The sequence below is a fragment of the Pseudomonas cavernicola genome (assembly GCF_003596405.1).
GTDB classification, from domain to species: Bacteria; Pseudomonadota; Gammaproteobacteria; order Pseudomonadales; family Pseudomonadaceae; genus Aquipseudomonas; species Aquipseudomonas cavernicola.
In genome coordinates, this window is the sequence record NZ_QYUR01000002.1 from 772610 (window position 1) to 786476 (window position 13867).

Sequence of the window (13867 nt, forward strand, 5' to 3'; positions counted from 1 at the left end):
TCAACATTGCGATTGTCCTTGTGCAGTTGAGGGTTAGGGTTAATTCGTGCGACGCCCGAGCATGCGTGTCAGGGTGGCATCGCGGTCAATAAAGTGGTGTTTCAGTGCAGCTAAAGCGTGAAAACCGGCAAAGATCACCACGCCCCACGCCAGATACTCATGCACCAAGCCCGCAACATCTTCCTGATCGGGGATGCTGGTGATGGATGCAGGGACTTCAAACAGGCCAAACACCTCGATGCTCTGGCCGTCAGCGGTGGAGATCAAATAGCCGGAAACCATCAAGGCAAACAGCCCCAGGTACAGCAGGCTGTGGCCCACTTTGGCGCCCAAGCGGGTCATCGCGCCGTAACTGCCCAGGACTGGCGGTGGCGGGCTGACCAAGCGCCAGAGCGCGCGCAGCAGCATGACCGCGAACAGGGTCAGGCCAAGGCTTTTGTGCAGCGCCGGTGCGGTGTGATTCCAGGAGCTGTAGTAATCCAGCCCAACCATCCACAGGCCCAGCCCGAACAGCCCGAAGACCGCCAGCGCGATACCCCAGTGCAGCAGGATGCTGACCAGACCATAGCGGGAGGAGGAGTTGCGCCACTGCATGAAGATAATTCCGTAAAAAACGAGGGAACAAGACTAGCGGCAAATCAATCGATTTAAAGCGGAAAATCTTGCTTTGAAATATCGAGAAATACGATTGATATGCCGAATCTAGCGAAGCCTGAATTAGTGCGACACTGCTGCGGGAAGTTCAGTGGCCGGCACCCGAACGGCACCAGAGCGGGGATAAGCGGCGCCAGGCGTGACCGCTACGGCCACGCCTGGCGCGATTTCAATCGAACAGGCGCGAGAAAAAACCCGGCTTATCATCGGCCGCCTTAACTTTGCTCGACCCAGCAGAGGCCGCCGTAACCATTGGTTTGCTCGGCTCGACCGTCTTGCCGGCCAGCAAGTCTTGCACCTGCAGCGCCGCCCGCTGGCCGCTGCGCAAGGCGCCCTCCAGCGTGCCCGGGTATAGCGCATCGGTGTGTTCGCCAGCGAAGGCGAGCCGCTGCAACGGCTTCTCCCACAAGCGCCAATGGCGGCTGATCTGCCCCGGGCCAAACGCTAGATAAGCACCACCGGTAGCCGGATCGGTGCTGTAACGACGAATCTCATAGCCGGTATAAGCGCCCCGCGCCTTCGGATAGAACTTGTGCAGGCGGATCAACACCTGGTCGACCATCTGCTTGTCGCCAAACGCCTGCAACAACCGCGCATTGTCACCGGACAGGTTGATCACTACGTTGGCGCCGCCCTTCAAGGCCGGCTCGATCCACAACATGCCCAGACCCTGATCGCTGTAGATCTCACCCGAGAGGCGCGCCTTGCTATCCCACACCGGAGTCTTGAACTTCAGCATGATCTGGTCGCGCCAGCCGTAGTTGGTGCTCTTCAACGCCGCCAGATGCGCGGCGTCCAAGGCCGGCGTCTGCTGAATCTGTCCCAAGGCGCGCAACGGTACCGCCAGCACCACGTAATCGGCGCTGTAACCAACCGAGCCAACCTTGACGACCACACCATCCTTGCCCTGGCTAATGGCCGAAACCCGAGCGTTGGTCTTGATGGTTTTCAACTGTTTGACGAAGGCCTGCGCCAGCACCTGGCTGCCGCCCGGCAGACGTGCGGCACGCAGATCGCGGTCATCGACGCCGCGATACACCCGGGTTTGTTGCGCCAGATACAGCAGCGACAAACGCGAAGGCTCGTCATAGCGCGTGCGAATCCGCTGATTCACCAGCAAGCGCGCGGTGCTTGGCAATTCCAGTTTGTCCAACCACTTGGCCACGGTGATCTGATCGAGGGCGAACAGCGTGCTGTTGGCCGCAGGGTTTTGCGGGTCGCTGATGGAGGCGGCCAACTCGTCGAGGGTCTTGTCGAAGCGTTTCAGCGCGTCGGCAGTCGCCGGTTGTTTTTGCGCCAGTTCGGCGGCCGTGAAGTACTGGCCATCGATCAGGTAACTCGGCGTGCGCACAAACTCCGGGGCATCCAGCGTTTTCAACTTGAAGCTATCGAGGTAAGCATTCAGCACCGGTTGCGCTTTTTTGTTGCCGATCCACTCGCTGGTGGCCAGGCCTGAACGCCCACCGAGACTTGGCTTGGCTTCCAGCACCGTCACCTGCCAGCCCTTTTGCTGCAGCTCATAGGCGGCAGCCAGGCCCGCAAGGCCACCACCCACCACGATGGCACTGGGTTGCTTGTCCTTACCCAGCGCGACCACGCTGAACAACCCCATTGTGATCAGCGCCAGCGCGCGCAACCCAGTCAGCAACATTCCCTACCCCCAAACACGCCAAGAAACCGCTCTGCGACAGCAGAACGGCCTTCAATGCCGCGCAGGATACGCCTGCATCCGAGGGTGGGCCAGACGTGCCCGTCGGACATCTGCAAGCGCGCAAAAGACAATCCGGGTTGTCCAGCGACCGGGCATTGCATAGGCTTGCGCAACTGTTTGTCGGGCGCCTGTGCCGCCCTTGAGTTCAAGCGTCGTCTGCTGGACTAAGTCTGAGTTCCGAGGAGTGTTGAAATGGGCCTGAATGATCAGTGGATGCAGCGCGACCTTGCCGTGCTCTGGCATCCCTGCACCCAGATGAAAGACCACGAACAGCTGCCATTGGTACCGATCAAACGCGGCGAAGGGGTGTGGCTGGAGGACTTCGAGGGCAAGCGTTACCTGGACGCGGTCAGCTCCTGGTGGGTCAATGTGTTCGGCCACGCCAACCCGCGGATCAACCAACGGATCAAGGATCAGGTCGACCAACTGGAGCATGTGATCCTCGCGGGTTTCAGCCACCAGCCGGTGATCGAGCTGTCCGAGCGCTTGGTCAAGCTCACCCCGGAAGGCCTGACCCGCTGCTTCTACGCCGACAACGGCTCTTCGTGCATCGAAGTCGCGCTGAAGATGAGCTTCCACTACTGGCTCAACCGCGGGATGCCGGCGAAGAAACGCTTCGTCACCCTGAGCAACAGCTACCACGGCGAAACCATTGCGGCGATGTCGGTCGGCGATGTCGCGTTGTTCACCGAAACCTACAAGGCGCTGCTGCTCGACACCATCAAAGTACCGAGCCCGGACTGCTATCTGCGCCCGGAAGGGGTGAGCTGGGAGGAACACTCGCGGCTCATGTTCGCGCACATGGAGCAGACCCTCGCCGAGCATCACCAGGACGTCGCCGCCGTCATCATCGAGCCGCTGATCCAGGGCGCCGGCGGTATGCGCATGTACCACCCGGTCTACCTCAAGCTGCTGCGCGAAGCCTGCGACCGTTATGGCGTACACCTGATTCACGACGAAATCGCCGTCGGCTTCGGTCGCACCGGGACGATGTTCGCCTGTGAACAGGCCGGCATCCGCCCGGACTTCCTCTGCCTGTCCAAGGCCCTCACCGGTGGCTACTTGCCGCTGGCCGCCTGCCTGACCACCGACGATGTCTACAACGCCTTCTACGACGACTACCCGACCCTGCGGGCCTTCCTCCATTCGCACAGTTACACCGGCAACCCGCTGGCCTGTGCGGCAGCGCTAGCAACCCTGGATATCTTCGAACAGGACAACGTCATCGAGAGTAACCGGGCGCTAGCCACACGGATGGCCAAGGCCACCGCGCATCTGGTCGATCACCCGAACGTCGCCGAAGTCCGTCAGACCGGCATGGTCCTGGCCATCGAGATGGTGCAGGACAAGGCCAGCAAGACCCCTTATCCCTGGCAGGAACGGCGCGGTCTCAAGGTCTTCCAGCACGCCCTGGAGCGTGGTGCGTTACTGCGCCCGCTGGGCAGCGTGGTGTATTTCCTGCCGCCGTATGTGATCACCCCGGAGCAGATCGACTTCCTCGCCGAGGTCGCCAGCGAAGGTATCGACATCGCCACCCGCAGCAGCATCACAGTGCCGGTCAGCGGTCGCTATCCCAATTTCAGAGATCCGGGTTAACCGCGACCATGCGTAGGCTGGGTAGAGCGTAGCGAAACCCAGCGCCACCACAGCCACCTCGCTGGGTTTCGCCAAAAAACGGCTCTACCCAGCCTACGAGTCTACGAGCCAGGAATCCGTCTTAAACTTATGCGCCTTTCCCGTTTCTTTATCGATGCCCCTTTAAACCTCGGCGAACACGAGCTGCCGGAGGCCCAGGCGCACTACATCGGTCGTGTGCTGCGCATGAGCGAAGGCGCAGCCGTCCAGTTGTTCGATGGTTCCGGCACGGAATTTCTCGGCGAACTGATCGAGGTCGGCAAAAAGCGCGTGCGCGTCAGCCTTACCGAAAGCATGGCCGGCCAACCGGAGTCGACTCTACAGGTGCATCTCGGCCAGGGTCTGTCACGCGGTGAGCGGATGGACTGGGCGATCCAGAAAGCCACCGAACTGGGAGTCGCGCAAATCACCCCAATCGTCAGCGAGCGCTGCGAAGTGCGCCTGAAAGACGAGCGTGCCGACAAACGCATGGCCCACTGGCGCCAGGTGGCGATCAGCGCCTGTGAGCAGTGTGGGCGCTCGCAGGTGCCGCTGATTCATCCGCCGCTCAGCCTCGCGGAGTGGCTCGAGCAAACCCACGCCGAGTTGAAACTGGTGCTCCATCCGGTCGCCGAACCGCTGGCCAGCCATGCCAAACCCAGCACATTGGCCTTTCTAATCGGCCCGGAAGGCGGCCTCTCCGACGCGGAAGTAGCCCAGGCTCAACATGCGGGCTTCCACTCCGCCCGCTTTGGCCCGCGGGTACTGCGCACGGAAACGGCACCAGTGGTGGCGTTAGCCGTCGCTCAGCAACTCTGGGGTGACTTGTAAGGTGGGTTAGGCCGATAGGCCGTAACCCACCAACCCGGCCGGCCGCTTGGCCAGGCAACTCGGGCACCTACACTGGACGGTGGGTTACGCCGCGATGCGGCTAACCCACCCTACGCCTGCAGCCACTTTCCTAGATCAAGCCGGCATCCGCCAGCATCTGCTCCAGCGCGAGCAGATCTGGAATCTTCGCCACCTCCTCGCCGAAGCTGACTGCATCCAATTCCAGCGGTGCCAGCGGCGCATTCGCGCGCGCCAACTCCGCGCCGACCTTGAGCGAGCGTGGAATTCCCTGCACCAGCAGAGCAAGGAATTTCACTTTAGGCCGACCACCCAAGGCGTTGATCACCGCCACCCGCGCACCTGGGCGGATATGTGGCTGGCCATCGGAAGCCGCCTCGAAGGACAGCAGCGGCAGACTCAGATCACGCCAGGCCATCTGCCCCAAGAACCAGGCCGGCATGCCCGGGGTCACTTGCGGAGCACGATAAGGAATCAGCTCGGCCACAGCCACGTTCGGCAGCAGCAAGGTGCGGTCGACCAACGGCACCAGTAGCCCGGTCAGGCTGGTCATGCTATTGGGGGTCGTTACAGCTTGGCTCATCGGAATGTCCTGTACGCGGCAACGCGCGGCCTCAGCCGCACTGCGCCGCCAAATGATTAACCAGCGTCTCCGCCAACTCGCGCGGGTCGCCACTGTAGGCGCTATAGCCGCCTTCGCGCAGGCTATCCGGCATGCTTGGGCAGACGCAGCTGTCCGCGCGCTGGGTCCAGATCTCGCCGCCCTGGCGGCGCACATAGGCCGCCGCGGCGCTGCCGTCGCTGCCCATGCCGCTGAAGGCGATCACCCCGCACTGGGCACCGAAGTGCTGCGCCAGGTTGAGCATCATCTGGTCGATGGACGGGCTGTAGGGTTCCGGCCAGCCACGTTGGGCGATCTGCATGCTGCCGCCTTCGGCAAACCCGAGTTCGTGCACAATTGGTGCGACCACCACTTCGCCACAACGCACCGCATCCCCTTGCCTGGCCGGATTCACATGCCATTGGCTATGCCGGCCGACCGCTTGCGGCAACGCTGTTTCGAAGCTGGCATCGATATGCTGGGCATAAATGAAGCCGATCGGCAGTCCCCCCGGCAGAGCATCGAGGAAGGCTTTAACCGCGGCAGGGCCACCCAACGAGGCCGCCAACAGCCACACTTGCCGAGCTGGCGCGCCGGCCACCAGCGGCGTGTCCGCCAGCGCGCGCGGCAGTTCCAGGCGCGCGGGCCGCTGAGCCTCGTCGAGCAGCGCTTGCAGAGTTGGACCGACCGCCTGCGCCGGATCACCGACCAGCCGCTTGAGTTTGCCGACCAGGCGGCGCTCCCAACGCGGGTAATGCTCGGAATGCCGTTCTGGCGCATGCCCCTCGCCAAACAACACCGGAGCACTGGCGTATTCAAGCAGGCTATCGACCAACGGCGAGTCTTCCGACTGCGCCAAATCGACCAGCCACAGATCAGCCTCACAGGCGGCCAACGCCTCTGCATCGAGGCGCGCCGGGTCACTGTTCAGCACTACGTTATAGCCGTTACCCGCCAACGCCTGCTGCAGCACATGGCGTTGCAGCGAGGTATCGGCAAGCACGGCGATGCGAGCGGCAGTTTTTTCAGTCATATCCGTTTGACCAGTTGCGCAATGGTTTCGAGCAGCAAGGACTCTTGGTAGGGCTTGCCAAGGTAGTCGTTGACGCCGATGTTGAACGCCCGTTCACGGTGTTTCTCACCGGTACGCGAGGTAATCATGATGATCGGCAGGTCCTTCAGGCGCTCATCGTGGCGCACCAGAGTCGCCACTTCAAAACCATCCATGCGTGGCATTTCAATGTCCAGCAGCATGATATCGGGCTTGTGCTCTTGCAGCAGGGAGATCGCGTCGACCCCATCCTTGGCGGTCAGCACATTCATGCCGTTACGCTCCAATAGGCGGCTGGTGACCTTGCGCACGGTGACAGAGTCGTCCACCACCATCACCAGCGTCGGCCGCTCGACTTCGAGCTCCGCAGGCAAGGCGGTACGGTGCGCGGTGCGCGGCAGCAATTGAGTGAGCAGGTGGGCATGCAGCACCCGGATAGTCGCCAACAGATCGAGAATCACCACCACTCGACCGTCACCGAGGATGGTCGCCCCGGAGATACCATGCACTCCGGCGAACTGCGGGCCGAGGCTCTTCACCACGATTTCACGTGAGCCGGCCAGGGAATCCACCTGCACCGCCACCGCATGCTCGCTGGAACGCACCAGAATCACCGGCAACGGCAGACTCTGGCCGACCAGCTTCGGCTGCTGGCCGTTGTTCAACAGATCGCCGAGGTAGCGCAGTTCATAGGCCTGCCCGGCGTACTCGAAGCGCGGCGCATCCGGCTGATAGTAAGCCTCCAGCTCGTAAGGCGAGACCCGCACGATACCTTCGATAGTATTCAACGGAATGGCGTAAAGGTCTTCGCCAGACAGCACCATCAGCGCACGGTTGACCGACACGGTGAACGGCAGGCGAATCCGGAATGTGGTGCCCACTCCCAGGGTCGAGTCGATGCTCATGGAGCCGCCGAGCTGCTTCACCTCGGAGTGGACCACGTCCATGCCGACGCCACGCCCGGAAATCTGCGTGACCTTCTCGGCGGTGGAGAAGCCCGCTTCCAGGATGAATTGCAGAATCTCGTGATCGGTAAGATCGGAGTCGGCATCCATCATGCCGCGTTCGATGGCCTTGCGGCGCACCGCATCAAGCTTGATACCGCCGCCGTCGTCAGCGAGAGTCAGGACAATATCGCCACCCTCGCGGCCGAGGCTCAGGCGGATGCTGCCCTGCTCCGCTTTGCCGGCGGCGCGGCGCAGTTCAGCCGACTCAATCCCGTGGTCGACGGCATTGCGCAGCATGTGCTCCAGCGGGGCGACGATGCGCTCCAGCACCGTACGGTCCATCTCACCGTCGGCATTGCCGACGACAAACTCGACCTGCTTGCCTAGCTCGCTCGCCACCTGCCGGACGATGCGGCGCAAGCGCGGCACCAGCCGATCGAAGGGCACCATGCGCGTACGCATCAGGCCTTCCTGCAGTTCGGTGTTGACCCGCGCCTGTTGCAGCAGCAGGGTTTCCGCGTCGCGATTACGCGCTGCCAAGGTCTCTTTCAGTTCGAGCAAGTCGGATGCCGACTCGAACAGCGCGCGCGAGAGCTGCTGCAGCTGCGAGTGCCGGTCCATCTCCAACGGGTCGAAGTCTTCGTAGCCGACGCGTTCGGCCTCCGCTTGATAGCGGCTGATGATCTGCGACTGAGTTTCGATATCCAGCCGGCGCAATTGATCACGCACCCGGTCGATGGTGGCTTCCATTTCGCTGAGGGTGAAACCAAAGTCGCTGACCTGCTGCTCGACGCGACCGCGGAAGATCGAGGTCTCCCCCGCCAAGTTAACCAGGCCCTCCAGCAGCTCTGCCGGCACCTTGACCAACTCCTGCGGGGCGCGTCGGGATGCCGCCTCCAGCGCAGCCTCCTTAGCACGCTGGACGAACGGTAAGACCTTTGCCGCCAGCGGCACCGCCGGCAGCTCGCTGGCCGCCACGATCGGGCTGCTCAATGTGTGGGCTGGTGGTGGGCTGGGTATCGGTGTAACCGGCTCGGGCTGGGCCTCCACTGTCGATTCATCGACAAGATCCGCCGCCAGGCTCTCATTGAGGCGCTCGCGCAATTGATCGAGCCCGCGCTGCAGGCCTTCGAAACCGGACTGAACATCGAGGAACAGACTCTCTGGCCAAGGTGCGCCTTGCTGCTGCGCCTCGGTCAGGTGCTGCTCCAGGTCATGGGTCAAATCGCCGAGGCTTTTCTGCCCAGCCAGCCGTGCGCCACCTTTCAAGGTGTGCAAAATGCGCAGCATGTCGTCGATGGCAGCGCCATCGTCACGCTGTTTTTCCCAGCGACCAATGGCGCTTTCCATGGCCTCCAGCAGGTCGTCGCCCTCCTCGAGGAAGATGTCGAGAATCTCTGCCTCGGCATCGTCAGCATGCGCGTCGACAGCGGCCTTCAGGTGCACGCTGGACGGTATGCTCAGTTGCTCATCCGGATTGGCGCGAAAACGCCGGATAGTCTCGATCAGCGCCTCGCCGCTCGGCACCGCACGCTGAGCACGCACCGCTTCGAGCATTTCGGCGAGCCGGTCATGGCAGGCCTGGAGCAGGCTAAAGAGCCCAGCACTGGCGCGCAAACGGCCATCGCCAAGCCCCTCGTAGAGGAACTCCAATTCATGCGCAAGGTCGCCGATCTCACGGATTTCAGCCATCCGCGCACCACCCTTGAGGGTGTGTAGATCGCGCTGCAGGGACTCGACCTCAAGGGTGTTATCGGGGTCTTCCTTCCAGCGCTGCAGGGCCGCGCTGGAGCTATCGATGATGTCGAAACCTTCCTCCAGGAAAATTTCCACCAACTCGGGATCGCGCTCATCATCGAAAGCCGACGCAGCTGACGCGGCGAAGGCTTGCGGCTCGCTCGACTCAAGCGGCTCGGCTGTCTCTACTTCTGCTAGAGCACTTAGCTCAAGTGGCTCATCCGACGACCACTCTTGCGGCTCATCGCTCAACGCAGCGCTCGACTCGTCGGCCAGCTCGCCAGCCAGCAGCGCCAGCGGCGCTAACTCAAACTCAAATTCTTCTTCCACCTGCGGCTCGGCTTCGGCTTCGGCTTCGGCTTCGGCTTCGGCTTCGGCTTCGGCTTCGGCTTCGGCTTCGGCTTCGGCTTCGGCTTCGGCTTCGGCTTCGGCTTCGGCTTCAAAGTCAGGCTGGGGCACGACAACCGCCGCCGACAAGCTTTCCGTACCGCCCTGACGGAAGCTGCGGATCGCCTGGATCAACTCGACAGGATCGAGCAGCGGGCGTTTGGCCTGCAACTGTTCCAGCAACACGGCCAGGCGGTCGTGGCTCTGCTGCAGCAACCCCTTCAGCACTGGCGAATAGCTGTAGCGTCGATCCACCAGGCCTTCGTACAGCGCTTCCAGTTCATGGGCGAGATCGCCGATCTCAGGGATTTCAGCCATCCGCGCACCACCTTTGAGGGTGTGCAGATCTCGCTGCAAAGAGGACAGAGCCAGATTATTGTCCGGCTCACGTAGCCAACGCTCCAGGGCCTGACCGGCGCTTTCCAGGATATCGACCGCCTCTTCGAGGAAGATCGCGACCATTTCCTCGTCCAGCGGGTCAAGTGTAGCGAGTGGCGACTCTGCTTCGACTGCCAGCCACGGTTGTACTTCGAGCGCCAAATCCGCGCCTTGATCCACTGATGCGGCAAGCTGGATCGGCTCGCCGAACGCCCACTCGGCCAATTCGAGCTCGGCAGTTGCCGCGTCCAACTCGGTGACTTGCAATTGTGCATTGGCATCCGGTGTCAGCAAGGCCAGGGTCCGCGGGTCGAGAGCCTCGTCCAGCAGTGCCCGCAAAGCTTCGACGCGTTCGGGTTGCGCGCTCACCTGCAGCCCGGCAGCAACCTGATCCATCATGCTGATCAGCGCTTCGTGCGCACTCTCGGCCTCACTGAAGAATCGCTCACTGACGGCCAAGCTACCTTCTTCGACCGCACCGTAGAGATCCAGCAACGCTTCACACAGCTCATCGATCTGCGGGAGCTCGGCCATCTCGGCACCACGACCCAGGGTGCTCAGCTCGTCGAGCAGGGCACTGAGTTCCTGGCGCTCAGACGGATGCTCCCGCCAAAGGCGCAATAGATCCTCGGCGTCCAGCAGGATATCCATGCCTTCGGCGAGAAAGATGCCGATCAGTTGCGGATCACGGCTTTCACCTTGCTCGCCCTGACGCGCAGTTTGCGCGGCGTCCAGCCGGTCTTGGTGTAATTTGTACGCCCGCTCGAGCAGCTCGGCGGCCCCCTCAATGGGTGCTAACGGCTGCTCTTCCAGCTGTTCCAGACCGCGACGGAACAACTGCTCGGCACTGTGCAGCAACTCAGCCTCGGTCAGATCCATCGGGATCAGATTGGCCTTGAACTCCTTGACCAGCTTTTCCAGGGGCGTAGCGATCTCAGCTATCGGCAGAATGCCGGCCATGTACGCACTGCCCTTGAGGGTATGCAGAGCGCGCTGCAGATCATCGGTGACAGGTTGCGGCAGTTCCTGGGCGCAATCGGCGAGGAAACCGACCAAGGTATCCAGGTGGGTTTCCGCCTCATTGCGGAATATCTCGATCAACTGTGGATCGAGAGCCTCAACGATTTCCGCCACAGCCGATGCGGCCACAGGCTCGCCCACGGGCTCGGCCGCCTGCTGGAAGACTGGGGTGTCAATTTTTGCGATGCCCTGCCCCTTGGCCAACGAATGAGCAGTGGCAGCCAAACGGTCGACATCGTCACGTTGACGTTGAGCTTTGCCGGCGAACTCTTCCACCAGCGCCGGCATCAACTCGACCACATCGACGATGACTTGCTGCACCTCATCGCCAGGCTGGATGCTGCGCTCCAGCACTCGATTGAGCAGGTTCTCGATAGACCAGCCCAGTTCGCCAATAATCAGCGCACGAACCATCCGCCCACTGCCCTTGAGGGTGTGGAAGGCACGACGGACTTCGCTGAGGGCTTCTTTATTGTCGGTGTCAGCACGCCACCGCGGCAGGTACTCAGCGATGGTTTCCAGTACCTCACCGACCTCCTCGATAAAGACTTCCAGCAGTTCTTCGTCTATCGGCTCCTCATCGGCCGGCGGTGGTAGCAGGCTGGGTGGTACATCCTGGGCAGGCGGATTGATGGCTTGCACCGGTGCCGCCATGACCTCAGCCATGGACAGCGGCATCGAAGCGGGCGCGGCCTGCACCTCGGGCTCGAACGGCGCGCTCGGCAGCTCAACTTCGGGAAGTTCCAGCTCGGCCAACTCAGCCTCGCTCCACTGGGCCGGCTCGTCCCATTGCGCAGAGTTGTCGCTGAGCTCCGCAAAGCTCAGCTCTTCCAGCACCAGTGTGCTAGCGCCAGCCCATTGCAATGGTGCTTCAGCCAATTCCAGGCTGGGCAGTGGCGCGAACACCTCCGCTGGCGCCGCCAGACTAAAATCGATGTCGTCCAGAGGGATTTCTGGCAGCTCACTGAGGTTCCAATTTTCATCGGAAACCAGCAGCTCAGCGCCCTCACCAACAACCTCGGCAGCAACCTCGGCAAACTCCAGGCTCGGCTCGTCGCTAAGCTCCAGATTCGCCAGCTCAAAATCCGCCTCCTGGCTCTCCAGCGACTGGCCCAATTCAAGCTCTTCCAGCGGTTCGTCGGCTAACACCTCGATGTCGTGCATCGGATCAGCCAGCGCCGCAAAAGGCTCTGCTTCAGGCTCGACACGATCGAGGATCGACGGTTTCTCCTGCAGCGGATAACCGAGGGTTTCCAGGCTCTCTTCAGCCACATCGAGGATCAGATCGCCCTGGGTCGCATGGTCTTCGGTCAGCCGCTCGAGGTAGTACTCGACGCTGGTGATGGCATCGGCCAGGGTATCGAGGCTTTGCCAGTTCGGCACCGCTTTACGGGCCAGCAACTGTTCTTGAATGTAGCGATTACAGGCTTGCAGCAAGGCCGCAGCGCGCGCCAGCGGAATCATCGCCAGCCCGCCACGTGCCTGGGTTAGTAGCTCAGGCACACGGGCCAGGTGTTCGTGGTTCCACTGCGAAGCGATGAATTCGATGATCGCGTCTTTGGCCTGTTCCAGGCCGTTGCGCGCTTCCTTGATGACCAGTTGGTGAATCTGCGCCACATCGGTGGTCGGCAGGTGGCTTTCTTCGCGGCTACTGACATCAGCCGGGCCAACCATGCCGGCCAAGGTCGCCTCCACATACAACAGCGCCCCGGCGACATCCATCAGCACCGCATCGCTCGGCTCGCGCTGGCCGAGAGACAAGCCATGCACCACATCGATCTGATCGACAATCACTTTGCGCGGCTGGCCAAAACCGAGCACCGCCAGGGTATCGGCGATTTGCTTGAGCGGCGCCAGTTGGCTGTCCAGTTCGGCGACTTTGCTGCGGTCGCTGCGTACAAACAGGTCGAGACTGTCCTTGACCCGCACCAGTTCTTCGCACAGCGCAGCGACGACCGAGCGCATCGCATCGCGATCCGGCCCGGCCAGGCGTGCCCGCTCTTCGTCTACCACCTCGTGATCCGGTAGGGCGTCATCGAGGCGATATTGTTCTTTCAAGGCGCGAATCCGCGGCGATTGCGCCGACGCTTTCGCCACGTAGAACAACAGGTTTTTGGTCAGTTCGTCCGGAGCGGCCTGGTTGATGCCATCCGCACCCTGTTCGAGCAGGCGCTTGAGCTCTTTATCCACCTGGCGGAGCAAGGTCCGCACCGACGTGCCGTTGAGCACACTACCGTTAGCCAGGCCTTCAATCATGCCCGAAGCGATCTGCCACAGCGGGCCAAGCGGTGCGTCTTTGCAGAGCACTTCAAGTCGGGCAAAAACCCGCGCCATATAGCCCAGGTTGGTGCCGAGGTCCTGGTTGCGGATCACCCCGACCAAGGCCATTTGCAGCATCTGCCGCAGCTTGCGCAACAAGATCGGCAGCTCGGCGGTGCGCAGTTGTGCCAGCGACTCCACCGACAATGCCGGCTGACGAGCCGACATGTCCGGCGAGAACAAGCTGGTTTCCGACAGCAGTTTCTCGCCGCGCGCCGCGCGCAAATCATTCAGCAGTGGCATCACCACCATTGGCAGATCGCGCCGTGCGGTTTGAATTCGATCCAGATAAATCGGTAGCTGCAGAATCGCCTGCATCAGCACTTCCAGGGCCTCGGCCTGGTTGGCGACGCGGTTTTCCATCAGTGCCTGGGCCAACTGCTCCATTTCTTCCGCGAGCAGCGCCGCGCCGTAGAACTCCACCATCTGCAGAGTGCCATGGACCTGGTGTACATAGGTCAGACAGAAACGCATGCGTGTCGAGTCCTGCGGGCTCTCGACGAACGCCTCCAGGGCTTGCCGCGCCTGCTTCAGAGTTTCCGCGATCTCGCCTTTGACCCACTCCAGGGCGACATAGTCGTGCCGATCACCCATAGCAA

At 62.0% G+C, this 13867-nt stretch carries 6 protein-coding genes and 1 pseudogene; 2 read left to right on the plus strand and 5 right to left on the minus strand.

All coding sequences use genetic code 11. The features are described 5' to 3' along the window. Positions 1–39 precede the first annotated feature (39 nt). Together D3879_RS03935 and D3879_RS03940 are read right to left on the minus strand one after the other, a co-directional pair. Entirely contained in the window at positions 40–594 is a 555-nt protein-coding gene (locus D3879_RS03935) for a cytochrome b (protein ID WP_119952777.1), read from the minus strand. A gap of 235 nt (positions 595–829) precedes the next feature. Beyond that, positions 830–2305 (minus strand): annotated as a pseudogene (locus D3879_RS03940) (flavin monoamine oxidase family protein); the annotation flags it as partial. 252 nt (positions 2306–2557) lie between these two features. Between D3879_RS03940 and D3879_RS03945 the strand changes: the two are divergent. Next, entirely contained in the window at positions 2558–3961 is a 1404-nt protein-coding gene (locus tag D3879_RS03945; protein WP_119952778.1) for an adenosylmethionine--8-amino-7-oxononanoate transaminase, read from the plus strand. 129 nt (positions 3962–4090) lie between these two features. Then, positions 4091–4810, plus strand: a complete 720-nt coding sequence (locus tag D3879_RS03950; RefSeq protein ID WP_119952779.1) for a 16S rRNA (uracil(1498)-N(3))-methyltransferase — start codon at positions 4091–4093, stop codon at positions 4808–4810. Positions 4811–4940: 130 nt separating this feature from the next. Here the strand turns inward: D3879_RS03950 and D3879_RS03955 are convergent, their stop codons facing one another. From D3879_RS03955 to D3879_RS03965, 3 genes are read right to left on the minus strand one after another with little or no spacing between them, the layout of a single operon-like run. Beyond that, on the minus strand, positions 4941–5411 hold the full coding sequence (locus tag D3879_RS03955; protein WP_119952780.1) for a chemotaxis protein CheW: 471 nt from the start codon (positions 5409–5411) through the stop codon (positions 4941–4943). Positions 5412–5442: 31 nt separating this feature from the next. Then, entirely contained in the window at positions 5443–6462 is a 1020-nt protein-coding gene (locus tag D3879_RS03960) for a chemotaxis protein CheB (RefSeq protein ID WP_119952781.1), read from the minus strand. After that, a complete protein-coding gene (locus D3879_RS03965) occupies positions 6459–13862 on the minus strand; it encodes an Hpt domain-containing protein (protein WP_119952782.1) in 7404 nt (2467 codons plus the stop codon). The genes D3879_RS03960 and D3879_RS03965 overlap by 4 nt, the downstream gene beginning before the upstream one ends. Positions 13863–13867: the final 5 nt, after the last annotated feature.